Below are 15,181 nucleotides of genomic sequence, written 5' to 3'. Positions count from 1 at the left end.
AAAATCACCTTGATAACAGAGAGAATATCCAAAATGGATAGGGAGAAAAAATAAGCAAATGAATGGTATCAAAAAATGATCAAAATGGGGTGTATTTCAGCCCAAAAAAGATGAATGCTCAGTCAAATTATTGTTTTAAATCAATGTAATAGAGTTATTGCTCTAAGATTGCCTTAGCTATTAAGACAATCTTGTGGTCGTGAAAAAAATAGTGAAAAATAAAACATTTAACGGTGTTTAGACTGGTGCTTTTGATACATTTTTGCACTCATAATCCCGATGACTGCACCCGAAAAAGGGCTAAGTTTAGGAAGAAAACGCCCCGCAATTGCACCCATCACAGCACCTGCAAAAGCAGGCGAAACACGAGATTTCTTTTTTGTTTGGGTTGATCTGGTACGGGAAAAATCTTGTGTAGCAGGTGAGTCAATCGTTTGATCTGGAGTCGCTTGATGGTTCATATAAACCTCGCCAAAAGTTGGATGAGTAACTGTACTGTTCTAGCCTATCCCTATGTTATGTAAGAACTGTCATGTTCCTGTGTAGTCAAGGCTGACTTTATGCAAGCGAATTGTTTTGATTGTTGATGAAAATGTGTACTGCGTATGGATTCGGTTGTACCTGCTGTTTAGAGGAGCACTTTTATTTGCGGCAGAAAAAACCTCCGAAGTTTGCACTTAGGAGGTGGTTTAAAAACTGAAGCAGTTAAATTACGGAAGACTTATTTCGGTTGTTCTGAGACAGGATCACATTGTCCATCCACATCACATTGATTTGCTTCAGGTGCTGTATCGGCATCATCTGCTGTTTCAATGGCTTTCTCTAAGACTTGTAAGAAGACTTCGCGAGGTTGTGCACCAGCTAAAGCAACGCGTTGATCAAACACAAAGAAAGGTACGCCTGTGACTTTGAGTTGATCGCGTGCGACTTCCTGATCGAATTTGACAAAGTCTGCATATTCATCTGAATTGAGTACATCATCGACTTCGACAGGGTTCAATCCAATACGCGCAGCAACGTCTTCAATGGTTTCACGTTCACCAATCGGCAAACCTTGGGTCATATAGCTATAAAAGAACGCTTCCTTGGCATCAGAACCCAAGCCTTTGCTTTGCGCCAAGTGGATAATACGGTGTGCATTAAAGGTATTGCCAGAATTGGCATTTTCCCAATTAAACTCAATACCTTCTGCTGCTGCCATCGCTGCAATATTACGTTGCATGTCTTCGACTTCGGCAAGTGTGCGACCATATTTTTGTGCTAGACGTTCAGAATTTGAAATTTCTTGGCGTGCTGGAGCATCTGGATCAAGTTCAAAACTGTGCCAATGCACTTCCAGTTCTACGCCCGCTTGCTCCGCTGCAGCTTCTAAACGTTTTTTTCCGATATAGCAAAATGGGCAAACGACATCGGACCAGATATCAACACGCATGTAATTTCTCTAAAAAGTAACAATAGCAATTCAGAAAATGATGGGGATGATTCCTAGAATTTAAAGCAAATGAGATGAAAAAAAGCGTTGTGTTGAATGCAAGGGGCATCGTGCACTCTCATCCACAATTGACCGTTTATCTGACAAGCAAACTGGATGTAGCTGAAAAAATATACAATATGCTTGGGGCTATGTATCGAATTATCCTGCTTATATCTCTAATTTTTGGATGGTTTTATGAATTTTTTGAAATATCTTCCTGCGCTTTCTTTTATTTGGGTCCTCATATCGATGGATGTTCAAGCCAACGGTGAAATCGTGAGCTTACCGACATTTAAAGTCATGGCAGAGTCAGAGCTTCGCGCAGAATCAGGCCTCATTCCTTATCAGCAGGATGAAAATATTCGTAAAGCGTTACAGCATCGGATGATGCAATTACAGGATGATACCCAGTCTTTTGTGGTTAATCCGACCCTCGTTCACAATCTAGATGTTTTAGCGCCTGCTGCAATACCTGATCTAGATTCATTACCCCCGTTATTGCGCGAGCATGTGTTAAATATTGCCGCGGGTTTACAGTCATCTGATCCGACTGAGGGGTTGTATATTATGTTGCAACCTTTTGGTATTGATCGGAATGCGAAAAATGTCCAGATTGTGCGTGAACAAATTTCTATTGGACAAGTCGATTATAATTTTATGCAGGGTAATCAACCAAATGCGCAATTACCACGCGCACCAAATACAAAATAAAACGTTCAGGATTTTGACCGTAACCCATTGTTAATTTGGCTGAATTTACAGCAGCGTATATTTTTTAAAATGTAAAAAAATGCTGAAATATTCAGCATGTTCTGATGTTTGTTATGATAGATACAACGGGGAATCGGAGCGAACTATGCCACGTATTTTTCTGATTTTAGGATTAGCGACAACTGTCGTGTTTGGTGGATTATTTTATCAATACTACGAGCAACAAAAAGAAGCGACTCAACTCGAACAATATCAAAAGGTGCTGTACGAAAAAACCGATTTAATTTACGCCCAAGCCAAAGACTGGAACAAGCCCATAAACGTCGATGTGACCGATGCACGCTTACAGGGTGATTATAAAGTCATGGCCAGTTTTGTTTTGAGCCAGATGATTCAAAGTGCCGAAGCGCGGAATGCTTATTTGCGTGAGTTAAAAGCGATTGATTGGGATGAATTTTTAAATATTGACCGCTTGAACAAGGATAAAAAACAGAATTATCAAGAAACGGATTTAATGTTGCAGCAAGCACATGCCTTGGCGACAGAGTATCAGGTCAAGATTGAACAAGCACAACAAAATGCCCTAGAGCAAGCAAAACAACTGCCGATTCAATCGCGTTATCGGCATCAACTGGCAGAAAATTTGCGGGAGAGTAAAAAGCAGAATGAGGCTTTAGCGTTATTCGAAATTGAAAAACAAGTACTTGAAAAAGCCGATCAAATTTTCTTGGTGTTAAAGAATAACCGCTGGCAGAGTAAAAATAATACCTTCATGTTTTATGATGCTGCGGCCTTAAAACAATTTAATACGCTGTATCAGGACGTATTAAAACTGAATGCACAGATGCAACAGATCCAGCAGCAAAATAAACAAGCACTTGAATAGAAAGATGAATAAGCACTGAGTTGGTGTCATATAACTTTAAAATGACTGCGTTAAGTTAGAACTGTTGAGCACATTCACGCATCAGATTTAAAGCAGGTACAGCAATGAAAACCATTCAGGTCTTTGATGATATTCAACAGGTGTATGTCGAATTTTTACAAAATAAAGCCTATCCCAAACTGGAAAGTCTGAGTAACTGGGGTAAAAACCGTTTCTTCTTTAGCCAATATTTCCGTTTAATTGAAGATTGGCACCATACCGAACAAATTGTGATTGAGTTTAATCGGCAGTATTACAGTTTGGATACAGGCAATGCCCCCGATTTTATGGATCAAGAAAAATACATGGCATGGTTGATGGCAGAGTTACGGGCTTAACAGTTGGCACTGGTTCTAGAAGTCCATCCATTGAGTTTGGACTTCTCGTTGTTCATAACATTAATCAAAGATTTTTTCGGCTGCTTGGAATGGCAGGCTGACGACATCAATCGCTACAGCAAAAGGCAGTAACACCAGTTTTTCAAAAGGATTGAGTCCTGATTTTGATTTGTAGCTTTCCTCTTGATAGGTATAAATGCTGACTTGATAAGGCTTACTCAACGCTTTTAAAGTATTGAGATTATTGGCGGCAGGGTAGACCACACCAGCCAAAGCAACGTCGAAACAGAAGCGTTGAGCCTTCATGCGTTCATCACTATAAGTTGAACACTCTTTTGCCCCATTTTCTATAAAGAATTCGAGGTCTTTTTTACTGATGTCTTCTTTGAGTTTGACATAAGACAGTGGCAGTGTACCTGTGAAATGACCATCATTTTTCTCTGAATAGAAACTGAGTTCTTTGGTCATTTGAATATTTTTCGGGTCTAGTTTGGTGATCAGCGAGACAAACTGAGTTCCGCCTTGGGTCAAGATGTAGCTATTCTTTTGCCCTGCAATCACTAGACTATTGGCGGGTAGCGTACTGAGTACTTGGGCAGGTTTGCCAAATGCCACCACTTGGTCTTCGACTAAAGTGACTTTGTTGGAACGGGTATAGGTTTTATTGTCTTTGGTCATCAGGGTTTTGGTGGCACAGCCTGTGAAAAGTATCGCTATGATGCTTGCACTGATGATCGTTTTTACTGGTGATGAAAACATCAAGTTCTCCTGCTCACTTTATTGTTAAGCTTTAAAATTAATATTTATAAAATCTTGAGAGAACCATAATAAAAAATCCCCGCCAAAGCGAGAATTTTTATACATCAAATTAGTGTATTTAACACGTTCGATAATGGTCACGATACCTTGCCCCAAACCGATACATATGGTCGCAAGCCCAATTTGCATATCTTGTTGTTCCATTACCTTCATCAACGCCTAAGCTTCTTTAAGCTGATGAATCTTTCTATTGTTTGATATAGCGTTCAAAAATTGTTGAAAAATCATAGTTCTCAATTTGTTTACGGCGTTTAATCAGATTTTCTTCAACTTGCAGTGTTGTTTGGCAAATAATATCGGGTAAGTTAAGTACAACTTGTTCAGGCAGCTCACGCAGAGAAAACATAGTATTCACGGCTTGCTGTGTTTGCATGAGCGTCGATGTTTGACGTTCAATTTCTTTGCATGCTTCGCCAATACTAAATAATGCTTTGTATAAATCTCGGACTTTATCAATTTGGGATTTTTCAATATCAATGGAATAGCTTGTTCCGCCAAGTTGGAACTTTACTTCCACATCTCGATCAACCGTGCCAGCAGTTTCAAGCAAAACTCGACTAATCTGATGATATTTATATGGATAGCGATGTAGCGTTCGTTTTTTGCTGACTGCACTTGTGCCATCAAGATGAATAAATGCAGTGTTAGTGAAACAATATTCATCTGTCTTGGCTTTAATTAAAAAGAAAATTTTTTCGTTATCTTCATGGAAAATATAGTCATCAATATCTGTTTTGTCATAATCTTGAGGTTCAATAATCTTACCGATATCACTGGTTCCCATTAAATCAGCTGCCATATTTTTAAACATTATTAAAACCTTATTATTGATTGGAGTGGTGATCATAATTTGCTGTGTATTGTTCTGTCTAGATCGTGTTTTTGAATTTTAAGCTTTTCAATAAAAGATAGAGACTTCATGTTATGCAATAAAAAATCCCCGCCAAAGCGAGGATTTTTATACATCAAATTAGTGTATTAAACACGTTCGATAATGGTCGCGATACCTTGCCCCAAACCGATACACATGGTTGCAAGACCAATTTGCGTATCTTGCTGTTCCATCACGTTCAACAATGTTGTTGTAATACGTGCACCAGAACAACCCAATGGGTGACCCAACGCAATCGCACCACCATTTAAGTTAATGATGTCTTGCTTGTCATATACGCCTAAGCCTTTCATGACGGATAAGCCTTGAGCCGCAAATGCTTCGTTTAATTCGATGGTTTGGATATCTGCCATCGTTAAACCAGCACGTTTCAACGCTTTTTGAGTTGCAGGCACTGGACCATAACCCATAATCGCAGCATCACAACCTGCAACCGCCATAGAGCGAATCACAGCACGTGGCTTAAGACCTAAAGCAAGAGCACGTTCCGCAGACATCAATAACATTGCAGACGCACCATCAGACAAAGCTGAAGATGTTGCTGCTGTTACTGAACCACCTTTAGGATCGAATACAGGGCGTAATGCTTTGAATGCTTCAAGGTTGGCATCGGGACGAATTACTTCGTCGATGTCGCAAAGGATTTTAAAACCATTGGCATCGTGACCTTCAACACCCACGATTTCGTTTTTAAAACGACCTTCTTGCGTTGCAGCCCAAGCACGACGGTGAGATTCCACACCAAACGCATCTTGCTCTTCACGGCTAATACCATTCATACGACCTAACATTTCAGCAGTTAAGCCCATCATGTTCGATGCTTTAGCGTAGTGTTTAGATGCTTCAGGATTCAGGTCGATGCCGTGCATCATACCGACGTGACCCATGTGCTCTACACCACCAATAATGAAGATATCACCTTGGTTGGTTGCAATCTGTGCAGCAGCAGTATGAAGCGCTTGCATAGATGAACCACAAAGACGGTTTACCGTTTGACCTGCCACAGTTTTTGGAAGATCAGCCAATAAGCCAATGTTACGGCCAATGTTCATCCCTTGTTCTAGAGTCTGGTTTACACAGCCCCAGATCAGGTCTTCAACTTCATTGGTGTCAAACTGGTTACGAGCAACTAAAGCACGAACCAATTCAGCAGATAAGCTGTCGGCACGTACATTGCGGAACATACCGTTTTTGGTTTTACCCATTGCTGAACGTACGCCATCAACGATGACAACGTCACGTGGATTTAAAGTAGCCATTCACGTTGCTCCTTAACCGTAGAATTTTTTGTTGTTAGCAGCCATGTCACGCAACATTTGTGGCGCTTCATAAGCCTTACCTAAGTGTGCATATTTATTGCAAAGCGCAACGTATTCAGCAACACCTGTTTGGTCGATGTAACGGCATGGACCACCACGGAATGGAGGGAAACCTACACCCATAATCATCGCCATGTCTGCTTCAGACGCAGTCGCTACGATGTTGTCTTCTAGGCAACGAACAGTTTCGTTACAGAAAGCAAGCATCATACGGTCAATAATTTCTTGAGCATCAAACTCATGTTTTTCGGTAGTCGCTACAGAAGCAACTAGCTCATACGCCGTTGGATCAACCACTTTGGCTTTTTTGCCTTTACGGTCAAGTTCGTATTTGTAGAAACCAACGTCGTTCTTTTGCCCCAAACGTTTGTTTTCGTACATGATTTCGATTGAACCTTTGAAGTCTGGCTTCATACGGTCAGGGAAACCTTCCGCCATGACTTCTGCACCGTGAACGCCCGTGTCGATACCGACCACGTCGATCAAGTAAGCAGGACCCATAGGCCAGCCGAATTTTTCCATGACTTTGTCGACTTGTTGGAAGTCCGCACCATCTTTAAGCAGAAGGTCGAATGCACCGAAGTAAGGGAACAATACGCGGTTAACCAAGAAGCCTGGGCAGTCATTTACCACGATTGGTGTTTTACCCATTTTCTGAGCAAGAACAACCGTGGTTGCAATCGCTTCAGCAGAAGTCTTCTCACCACGGATCACTTCTACCAATGGCATCATGTGTACTGGGTTAAAGAAGTGCATACCCACGAAGTTTTCTGGACGTTGTAGGTTTTCAGCCAAACGTGTGATTGAAATCGTAGACGTGTTAGACGCAATAATCGTGTTTTCACGAACATTTTTCTCGGTTTCAGCCAGTACGATACCCTTCACTTTAGGGTTTTCAGTTACCGCTTCAATCACGATGTCCACTTCTTTAAACTCGTCATAGCTTAAAGTTGGACGGATGCGCGCAAGCGTTTCACCCATTTGAGCAGGTTTCATTTTCTTACGTTCAACTTGTTTGGTGAGTAAGCCATTGGCTTCTTTCATACCCAAAGCAAGTTGTGGATTACCAATATCCTTCATGATGATTGGTGTGCCTTTGCTTGCCGCTTGGTAAGCAATACCACCACCCATGATACCTGCGCCCAATACAGCCGCTTGGTTGACAGGGTGAGCACCTTTTTCATATTTCTTCGAAGTTTTCTTCACCACTTGGTCATTGATGAATAGACCAATTAACGCACCTGCTTGTGGTGTAATGGCAGCTTTGGCAAAACCCGCTGCTTCTGCTTTTAATGCTTCATTACGTGGAAGGCTTGCACCTGCTTGTAATGAGTCAAGTAGAAGTTTAGGCGCAGGGTATTGCGCAGGATTTGCTTTTGCAAGAACCGCACCTTTCGCCGAGTTGAACGCCATCATTTGTTCAAGTTGGTTCAACTTGACTGGGTCAATTTTTTCCTGACGTTTTGCTTTCCAGTCTACACGACCTGCAAGGGCTTGTTTCACCAAGTCAATTGCAGCATCTTGGAGTTTGTCAGCCGTTACAACCGCATCAACCGCGCCATCTTTGAGCGCAGCAGCAGGTTTTTTCGGCGCAGCCATCGCCATCCATTCAACTGCATTGTCGATACCAATGACGCGGCTTAAACGAACTGTACCACCGAAACCCGGGAAGATCCCCAATTTGATTTCTGGTAAGCCGACTTGAGCTTGTTCAGACATGACACGGTAGTCACAGACTAAACACATTTCAAAACCACCGCCCAATGCCATACCATTGATTGCAGCAACTTTAGGAATGTCTAAATCTTCAAAGCTGTTGAAGATGTCATGTACAGGCATTGCCCAGTCGATAATCGCTTGTTCACCTTGCGCGAAGTTTTCACCAAATTCTGTGATGTCTGCACCAACGATGAATGTAGATTTACCTGAAGTAACGACCAAGCCTTTTACTGAGCTATCTGCTTTTACAGCAGCAATAGCAGCTTTAAAATCTTCAATCGTTGCACGGTTAAATTTGTTGACCGACTCACCTTGTAAGTCAAAGCGGAATTCTGCAATTCCGTCCGAAAGCATTTGGACGGTAATGGCATTGCCAGCGTGGATCATGCCTGATCTCCTTTATTTTGGAGGACTTCTAAGTTGATGTTTTGAAGCGTGTTCGCTTGTTCTGCGCACGAAAATGCTTCGCTAATCTTACGATAACTATATCCAAAAAGAACATAACAAGTTGTATCAAGCAGTGACGCAATGGTCATCAATTTTAATTTCATTTACAGCAAAAATTATTGAAGTGAAAACCGTACTTAAAATTGTTCAATAAGATGCATCTGTTTTTTATACAAAAATTGTACTGCTTATGCTTTTTTTGTGTTTGATGGAGAATGAAAAACCACCATCCATCACTATGCAATCTGTGTCAAAAAAGTCAATTGTATTTTGGAAGTTTCCACTAATGATAAAGAAGAGGACTTTATTTTATAGGACTTGATTATCTATTAAGAAAAGTTAAAATTTGTGCGGGTTTTATTTTAACAACCATTCAAAAAAGAAAATATCATGACTTTAAAAAATAAACATTTATTGCTGTTGCCTTTAATCGCATCGTTGCTCAGTGCTTGTGGAGGGGGTGGCGATGGTGCTAGCAACTTCAAACCTGCACCAGAAGATACTGCCAACGGCACCAAATACTATCGTATCCAGTATTATTTTGATGATAAAGGTGATGCTTTTAGCGTTTCCCATTTTGAATTGCAAAATAGAAAAATTGTGACCGCAGACAGTCACCAGCCATTGAATCAGTATATTGTGACTCAACAAGCGGTGTATGAGCCGTCCCAGCGCTACCAAGCGGATATTGATGTGCAGTCAATGTCACATTGGACCTTAAATTTAATTGCCAACCTGAAAACAGACTGGAAATTCGAACAAGTCGCATTAAGTGGAAAAAACGTCTTTGATACGGTGATGCCGGGCTATCGCGACTTACGTTTTGATACGCAAAGTCCGTATGCCAATGCACGAATCTTTTTAGCTTCACATGGTGCAGAAAAATTCCCACAAGGCAGTACCTGTTACCGTTTGATCTCCACGAAAAATAATCAATCTTATTTTAGCTTTCAAACGGATCGTGCAGAAACACAAACCTTTGCTCAGGTGCAAGCGCAAAATCAGTTGACCGCCAGTTTGGCACAAAAACAGTGGCCTAAGCTTGGCGTAGAACATGCTACAGGGCAGTGGGCAGATCGCTTAAATTGGAGCGCTGTTTTTAGCAGTGTGACGGGACAGGAAATTTCAGGTTTAAGCAAAGTACAATTTAATGATCAGGTTTATGCTGCCAATTTGAATAGTGCCAGTGAATGGACAGCAAAGAATCAAATGCAGTTTGAACAAGACAGCATTGCCTATGGTGTTTATCAAGATAATCCTGAACAACTCAGAAATTCTAAACTCGCGATTGCCAGTTTGGAGCGAGGCTGTTTCATCTATAACCAAGTTGCAGCAGACAAATTGGCGACTTTAAGCTTTATTCGATAATGTGTTGGGGAGACTGTTCGGATGGCATTGATCGGATACTGGCATGAACTTGTGCATTAAATTTGATAAGATTTTGCCAAAATTAAGGTCTAGCCCCATGGTCACGTTGTAAGACGTGACCATCAGAAGCAATGAAACGAGTGCTGTATGATTAAGTGGATTATCTTGGCGATTTTTGTGATTTCAGCAATGTATATCCAAAATCGCGGTAAAGTGCGTCATTCTTTTTACCGTCAATTTTTTGACCATTCGACCTTATTGGCGCCCATCAACTTTTTAATGTACCTCTTTTCCAAGGTGCCGAATCAGCCATATATTGAAACTCAATATTTTCATGATTTGAAAATTTTGGATGAAAACTGGGAAATGATTCGAGATGAAGCCCAAGCATTGTATGAACGCGGTGGTATCAAAGCATCGAGTAGTTATGATGACCTCGGTTTTAATTCATTTTTCAAAACAGGTTGGAAGCGTTTTTATTTAAAATGGTATGACTCTGCGCATCCGTCCGCTGCCGAACTATGCCCCAAAACCACCGAATTATTAAAGACTTTACCGAGCATTAAAGCTGCAATGTTTACCGAACTGGCACCTGATAGCCGTTTGGTGCGCCATCGAGATCCTTATGCAGGTTCACTGCGTTATCATTTAGGATTAATCACCCCAAATGATGATCGCTGTTTTATTGATGTCGATGGGCAACGTTATTCATGGCGTGATGGCGAAAGCGTTGTGTTCGATGAAACGTATATTCACTATGCCGAGAATAAAACGGAACAAAACCGCATTATTTTCTTTGCCGATGTTGAACGTCCCTTAAAGACGCGGTTGATGCAAAAGTTTAATCGTTGGTTTGGTCGAAATGTCATGACGGCTGCCAGTTCACCCAATGTAACAGAGGATCAAACGGGTGGTTTGAATAAGGTTTTTGGAACAGTTTATCAAGCTCGGTTAAAGGCCAAAGCCTTAAAGAAAACCAATCGCAAATTGTACTATTTTTTAAAATGGTTCCTGATGTTAGGTATTTTTTTCCTGATCTTTGTCCGTCCTTACGTATTCTAAGCCTTGCTAAACCAGAACGTCCTGCGGGACGTTTTTTTAGGTCTGAAAGTCGTGGGTACTTGCTCTTACAGTTTGCTATTTTTTGTGTAAGATAAGAGCAAATGGGGGAGAATATGCAAAAATTTCGTTCAAAAAAAGATTGGTGGATTCTCGGTTTTATCATTGCGATGACGGGCTTATTGCTTCAATTGTTATTGACCATGTATGCCAAAGGAAGCATGGCACAATATCCTGTGCATACCTTGATTTATGTGTTGACCATAGCGGTGCTGTGGTGGCCTGTATGGAGCACACAATATCGGATTGAAGAAGAGCAATTGGTCGTTAGCAGTATGTTTTTGACCTGGAAAATTCCATTGTCTACCATCCAGAAAATTAGTCCCAGCAGTAATTCAGTTTCTTCACCTGCACTTTCTTTGGATCGTCTTCGAATTGATTATCAAAAACAGGGTAAAGCCAAATTCATCTTAATTTCACCTAAAGATAAACAGGCTTTTACACAAGCTTTGCAACAGGCGCAGCAGTCGATCAGTTAAATTGGTCTCTGGTTGAATCGTATAAAAAGCCCGCTTTCATCAGTTAGACAGCGGGCTTTTTTAGCATTTAAAAACCTTCAAGCACCAGTTTGCCTTGAGTCCGTTCTGATTCAATCGCATGGTGGGCTTGACGGATATGTTCGGCATTGATGCTACCCATCACCTGATTCAAGGTGGTTTTAATTTTCCCTGTTTCAATCAGTTGTGCGACCTGTTGCAGTAGATGCGATTGTGCTGTCATGTCAGCGGTTTGGAACATAGAGCGGGTAAACATAAACTCCCAATGCACGGCAATTGATTTACGTTTAAACAGATTAATATCTAACTGTTCAGGATCATCAATTAGACCAAACCGACCTTGTGGCGCAATCAGTTCAGCAATCTGGCTAAGATAACTGCCTGTGTGCGTGGTGGAAAATACGTAACGTGGTGCCGTTATATTTTGTGCCTGTAGTTGCTCGACCAAGGATTGACGATGGTCAAGTACGATGTCCGCACCCAACTGTTTCACCCATGCCTGTGTTGCTGTGCGAGATGCCGTGGCAATCACTTGCAATTGGGTTTTGGCTTTGAGCAGTTGGATGGCCATAGAGCCAACACCGCCTGCACCGCCAATAATCAAAATGGATTCATGAGGGTGATCATGCTGTTGCACTTGTAGACGGTCGAACAACATTTCCCAAGCGGTAATGGCAGTGAGTGGCAATGCCGCTGCTTCAGCAAAGGATAGATTCTGCGGTTTTAAACTAATAATCCGTTCATCGACCACATGAAATTCGGCATTGGTGCCGGCTTTGGTTAAGTCGCCTGCATACCAGACCTGATCGCCCACTTTAAAGTGTTCTACTTCTGGACCGACATCGACCACTTCACCTGCGGCATCCCAACCCAAAACTTTATATTGTCCTTGTTCGGGTGAAACACGAGTGCGGATTTTACAATCGACGGGATTCACCGAAACGGCTTTGACTGCCACCAAGACTTCGCGGTTTTTTGGGGTAGGTGTTGGGAGTTCAATATCTTGTAATTGTTCGGCATTACCTGCCTGTAAATATCCAACAGCTCTCATATTTTTAATCTCAAATTGGGTTTATGATTAAAATCTTAACGTAGTTTTAAATTTGGTATATACGGTTAAATTCTGCATATAGTGTAGAAAAGGATACTATTGAAATGAGTAAAGCAAAGCACTCTCGCTTTAATTGCAGTCCAGGCTGTGCGGTTGAGGCTGCAATCGGTATTTTAGATGGCAAGTGGAAAAGTATCATTCTATGGCATTTGTTGACCGAGCATACCTTACGTTTTGGTGAAATTCGTAAACGGATTCCCAATGTCACCCAACGCATGCTGACCAATCAACTGCGTGAGTTGGAAGAGGATGGAATTATTCATCGTGAAGTTTATCCGCAAGTTCCACCAAAGGTGGAATATAGTTTGACACCTTTAGGCATGAGCTTACGTGAAATTTTATTGGCGCTAAAAGCTTGGGGAGATGAGCACATGGATCTGTATGGACAAGTGATGCCACAACCTCAAGCTGTAGAGCCGACTTGAGATTTTTAACTTTAAAGCTCGCTGTATCGCTTTAAAATCACCAGAATATGGTTGTCGATCAAACGATTTAATGGACTGGCTTGAAAAAGCCCCTTTGCACATCCACATCATTGAATAACTTTCCAAGGTTTTAACGCACGTGAACGAAAACGCCCGCGAACATATCGAAAAGATTCTGGCCAATATGACCACCTTGCCCGGGGTGTATCGGATGTTGGGCAAAGAGGGCGAGTTGTTATATGTCGGCAAAGCCAAAAATCTGAAGAATCGGGTGTCGAGTTATTTTGTGAAAACCATTGAGCATCCTAAAACTCAGGCGCTGGTGGCACGGATTTATGATATTGAAACTTTGGTGGTTCGTTCTGAAACCGAAGCACTTCTGCTCGAGCAAAATCTGATTAAACTGCATCGTCCGCCGTATAATATTATGCTGCGCGATGATAAATCGTATGTCTATATCTTTATTTCGGCAGACAAACCTTATCCGCGCATTGCCAGTGGACGCGGGAAAGGCAAACATCAAATCGGCAAGTTTTTTGGACCTTATCCGAGTGCATATAATGCACGTGATACGCTATTGGTGCTTCAGAAACTGTTCAATGTTCGGCAGTGTGAAAATAGCTATTTTTCACAGCGTAAGCGTCCGTGTTTGCAGTATCAGATTAAGCGCTGTTCTGCACCGTGTGTCGGCTTGATCAGTGCTGAGGATTATCAGGAAGACGTGAATAATTCTATCCGTTTCTTAAAAGGTGATACCAAAGAGTTGAATCAGGAATTGATTCAGAAAATGGAAGCCGCGGCTGAAGCATTAGAGTTTGAGAAAGCGGTGTTTTATCGTGATCGTATGGCCTTATTACGTGATGTACAGGCGCAGCAAGCCATTTATAAAATTAAGGGCGAAGCCGATATTCTGGCAATTGCTTTTCAGGCGGGCGTGACCTGCGTACAAATTATGCATGTCCGTAATGGCAAAATGCTAGGCGGAAAAGCTTATTTCCCCGATATGTTAGGCGATGATCTGAGTGAAATGCTGTCGGAATTTATGGCCAACTTCTATTTTCAGGTGGCGGATGAAGTCCCGAATGAGTTGATTGTAAATGTCGAAATTCCCAATCGAAAAGAATTGGAACAGGCTTTACAGCAGCATTTTGAACAAAAAATCCAGATTAAACATAATGTGCGTGAAACGCGTGCAGAATGGTTAGAGTTGGCACAGATGAATGTGCAACACGCCATTAAAGGCAAATTGGCAAATCATTTAGAACTCAATGAGCGTTTTCATCAACTCGAGCAGGTGGTCGGGCGTCCTGTTGATCGGATTGAATGTTTTGATATTTCACATACCATGGGTGAAGCTACGGTTGCTTCTTGCGTGGTGTTCGATGCAGGAGGCGCGCGAAAACGCGATTATCGTCAGTTCTCGATTCAGGATATTACCGAAGGTGATGATTATGCAGCGATGCGCCAAGCGCTGACTCGCCGTTATAAAAAAGCCATGCTGCCTGATTTACTCTTGATTGATGGCGGTAAAGGTCAATTGCATATGGCAATGCAGGTGATGCAAGACTTAGAATTAGATGCTTTTATGGTGGGGGTATCAAAAGGTGAGGGGCGTAAACCTGGACTAGAAACCCTACATTTCACCGATGGCACTAAAATCCAATTGCCCGAAGATCACAAGGCTTTACATTTAATTCAGCAAGTGCGTGATGAAGCGCATCGTTTTGCCATTACCAAGCATCGTGCCAAACGAGATAAGAAGCGGGGTTCCTCCATTTTAGAAGTGATTCCTGGGCTTGGACCGAAACGTCGTCGTGATTTACTGACGCATTTTGGGGGTATTCAAGGGGTGCTGAAAGCTTCGGAAAATGAAATCATGCTCGTGCCCGGTTTGGGGGAAGTCATGGCGCGTACCATTTATAAAATTTTGCATGAATCACTGTGAGTAAATAGCAAAAATGCTCAGTGACGCGTGAGTCATATGGTATTCACAAATGCGAGTACATGGTGAACAATC

15 protein-coding genes and 1 pseudogene are annotated in these 15,181 nt (G+C 41.8%); 8 read left to right on the top strand and 8 right to left on the bottom strand.

The genetic code is table 11. The features are described from left to right. Positions 1-227: 227 nt before the first annotated feature. Together M5E07_RS14770 and M5E07_RS14765 are read right to left on the bottom strand one after the other, a co-directional pair. On the bottom strand, positions 228-461 hold the full coding sequence (locus M5E07_RS14770) for a hypothetical protein (protein WP_252220394.1): 234 nt from the start codon (positions 459-461) through the stop codon (positions 228-230). A 260-nt stretch (positions 462-721) separates the two neighbouring features. Continuing rightward, a complete protein-coding gene (locus M5E07_RS14765) occupies positions 722-1,432 on the bottom strand; it encodes a DsbA family oxidoreductase (RefSeq protein WP_252220391.1) in 711 nt (236 codons plus the stop codon). A 237-nt stretch (positions 1,433-1,669) separates the two neighbouring features. Here M5E07_RS14765 and M5E07_RS14760 point away from each other — a divergent pair, with 237 nt between their 5' ends. The 3 genes from M5E07_RS14760 to M5E07_RS14750 all read left to right on the top strand — a co-directional run bounded on the left by M5E07_RS14760 (position 1,670) and on the right by M5E07_RS14750 (position 3,448). Then, positions 1,670-2,185 (top strand): hypothetical protein, encoded by a 516-nt coding sequence (locus M5E07_RS14760; protein ID WP_252220387.1) that lies wholly within the window; start codon positions 1,670-1,672, stop codon positions 2,183-2,185. Between the two features lie 145 nt (positions 2,186-2,330). Continuing rightward, entirely contained in the window at positions 2,331-3,071 is a 741-nt protein-coding gene (locus tag M5E07_RS14755) for a hypothetical protein (protein WP_252220383.1), read from the top strand. A gap of 104 nt (positions 3,072-3,175) precedes the next feature. Next, on the top strand, positions 3,176-3,448 hold the full coding sequence (locus tag M5E07_RS14750) for a hypothetical protein (RefSeq protein ID WP_252220380.1): 273 nt from the start codon (positions 3,176-3,178) through the stop codon (positions 3,446-3,448). 60 nt (positions 3,449-3,508) lie between these two features. Here the strand turns inward: M5E07_RS14750 and M5E07_RS14745 are convergent, their stop codons facing one another. The 5 genes and pseudogenes from M5E07_RS14745 to fadB all read right to left on the bottom strand — a co-directional run bounded on the left by M5E07_RS14745 (position 3,509) and on the right by fadB (position 8,584). Next, a complete protein-coding gene (locus tag M5E07_RS14745; RefSeq protein WP_252220377.1) occupies positions 3,509-4,207 on the bottom strand; it encodes a YidX family protein in 699 nt (232 codons plus the stop codon). Positions 4,208-4,327: 120 nt separating this feature from the next. Beyond that, positions 4,328-4,423: pseudogene (locus M5E07_RS16410) on the bottom strand (hypothetical protein); the annotation flags it as partial. Between the two features lie 31 nt (positions 4,424-4,454). Next, the gene (locus M5E07_RS14735; protein WP_116758794.1) at positions 4,455-5,078 is read right to left on the bottom strand and encodes a PH domain-containing protein; all 624 of its coding nucleotides are present in this window, start codon (positions 5,076-5,078) and stop codon (positions 4,455-4,457) included. A gap of 167 nt (positions 5,079-5,245) precedes the next feature. Beyond that, on the bottom strand, positions 5,246-6,418 hold the full coding sequence (gene fadA, locus M5E07_RS14730; protein ID WP_116758793.1) for an acetyl-CoA C-acyltransferase FadA: 1,173 nt from the start codon (positions 6,416-6,418) through the stop codon (positions 5,246-5,248). 12 nt (positions 6,419-6,430) lie between these two features. Continuing rightward, a complete protein-coding gene (gene fadB, locus M5E07_RS14725; RefSeq protein WP_252220372.1) occupies positions 6,431-8,584 on the bottom strand; it encodes a fatty acid oxidation complex subunit alpha FadB in 2,154 nt (717 codons plus the stop codon). 450 nt (positions 8,585-9,034) lie between these two features. On the opposite strand from fadB, the gene M5E07_RS14720 reads away from it, so the two are divergent. The 3 genes from M5E07_RS14720 (at position 9,035) to M5E07_RS14710 (ending at position 11,610) form a co-directional block, all read left to right on the top strand. Further along, positions 9,035-10,012, top strand: a complete 978-nt coding sequence (locus M5E07_RS14720; RefSeq protein ID WP_252220370.1) for a hypothetical protein — start codon at positions 9,035-9,037, stop codon at positions 10,010-10,012. 147 nt (positions 10,013-10,159) lie between these two features. Continuing rightward, positions 10,160-11,074 (top strand): lipid A hydroxylase LpxO, encoded by a 915-nt coding sequence (gene lpxO, locus M5E07_RS14715; protein WP_252220367.1) that lies wholly within the window; start codon positions 10,160-10,162, stop codon positions 11,072-11,074. 113 nt (positions 11,075-11,187) lie between these two features. Next, entirely contained in the window at positions 11,188-11,610 is a 423-nt protein-coding gene (locus M5E07_RS14710) for a PH domain-containing protein (protein ID WP_252220365.1), read from the top strand. 67 nt (positions 11,611-11,677) lie between these two features. Here M5E07_RS14710 and M5E07_RS14705 read toward each other — a convergent pair whose 3' ends face one another. Next, positions 11,678-12,679, bottom strand: a complete 1,002-nt coding sequence (locus tag M5E07_RS14705; RefSeq protein ID WP_252220363.1) for a zinc-binding alcohol dehydrogenase family protein — start codon at positions 12,677-12,679, stop codon at positions 11,678-11,680. Positions 12,680-12,783: 104 nt separating this feature from the next. Here M5E07_RS14705 and M5E07_RS14700 point away from each other — a divergent pair, with 104 nt between their 5' ends. Then, the gene (locus M5E07_RS14700) at positions 12,784-13,164 is read left to right on the top strand and encodes a winged helix-turn-helix transcriptional regulator (RefSeq protein WP_116758787.1); all 381 of its coding nucleotides are present in this window, start codon (positions 12,784-12,786) and stop codon (positions 13,162-13,164) included. A 139-nt stretch (positions 13,165-13,303) separates the two neighbouring features. After that, positions 13,304-15,109, top strand: a complete 1,806-nt coding sequence (uvrC, locus tag M5E07_RS14695; protein ID WP_252220359.1) for an excinuclease ABC subunit UvrC — start codon at positions 13,304-13,306, stop codon at positions 15,107-15,109. The last annotated feature ends 72 nt before the right edge of the window (positions 15,110-15,181 follow it).

Origin of the sequence: Acinetobacter tibetensis (assembly GCF_023824315.1) — a bacterium.
Lineage (GTDB): Bacteria > Pseudomonadota > Gammaproteobacteria > Pseudomonadales > Moraxellaceae > Acinetobacter > Acinetobacter tibetensis.
The sequence above is the reverse complement of the archived record's forward strand: the minus strand, read 5'-3'. Positions and strand labels throughout refer to the sequence as shown.

What these genes read in the sequence shown, in the direction of transcription:
- M5E07_RS14770 (WP_252220394.1), bottom strand. Translation starts at nt 461, where the DNA reads ATGAACCATCAAGCGACTCCAGATCAAACGATTGACTCACCTGCTACA.
- M5E07_RS14765 (WP_252220391.1), bottom strand. Translation starts at nt 1,432, where the DNA reads ATGCGTGTTGATATCTGGTCCGATGTCGTTTGCCCATTTTGCTATATC.
- M5E07_RS14760 (WP_252220387.1), top strand. Translation starts at nt 1,670, where the DNA reads ATGAATTTTTTGAAATATCTTCCTGCGCTTTCTTTTATTTGGGTCCTC.
- M5E07_RS14755 (WP_252220383.1), top strand. Translation starts at nt 2,331, where the DNA reads ATGCCACGTATTTTTCTGATTTTAGGATTAGCGACAACTGTCGTGTTT.
- M5E07_RS14750 (WP_252220380.1), top strand. Translation starts at nt 3,176, where the DNA reads ATGAAAACCATTCAGGTCTTTGATGATATTCAACAGGTGTATGTCGAA.
- M5E07_RS14745 (WP_252220377.1), bottom strand. Translation starts at nt 4,207, where the DNA reads ATGTTTTCATCACCAGTAAAAACGATCATCAGTGCAAGCATCATAGCG.
- M5E07_RS14735 (WP_116758794.1), bottom strand. Translation starts at nt 5,078, where the DNA reads ATGTTTAAAAATATGGCAGCTGATTTAATGGGAACCAGTGATATCGGT.
- fadA (WP_116758793.1), bottom strand. Translation starts at nt 6,418, where the DNA reads ATGGCTACTTTAAATCCACGTGACGTTGTCATCGTTGATGGCGTACGT.
- fadB (WP_252220372.1), bottom strand. Translation starts at nt 8,584, where the DNA reads ATGATCCACGCTGGCAATGCCATTACCGTCCAAATGCTTTCGGACGGA.
- M5E07_RS14720 (WP_252220370.1), top strand. Translation starts at nt 9,035, where the DNA reads ATGACTTTAAAAAATAAACATTTATTGCTGTTGCCTTTAATCGCATCG.
- lpxO (WP_252220367.1), top strand. Translation starts at nt 10,160, where the DNA reads ATGATTAAGTGGATTATCTTGGCGATTTTTGTGATTTCAGCAATGTAT.
- M5E07_RS14710 (WP_252220365.1), top strand. Translation starts at nt 11,188, where the DNA reads ATGCAAAAATTTCGTTCAAAAAAAGATTGGTGGATTCTCGGTTTTATC.
- M5E07_RS14705 (WP_252220363.1), bottom strand. Translation starts at nt 12,679, where the DNA reads ATGAGAGCTGTTGGATATTTACAGGCAGGTAATGCCGAACAATTACAA.
- M5E07_RS14700 (WP_116758787.1), top strand. Translation starts at nt 12,784, where the DNA reads ATGAGTAAAGCAAAGCACTCTCGCTTTAATTGCAGTCCAGGCTGTGCG.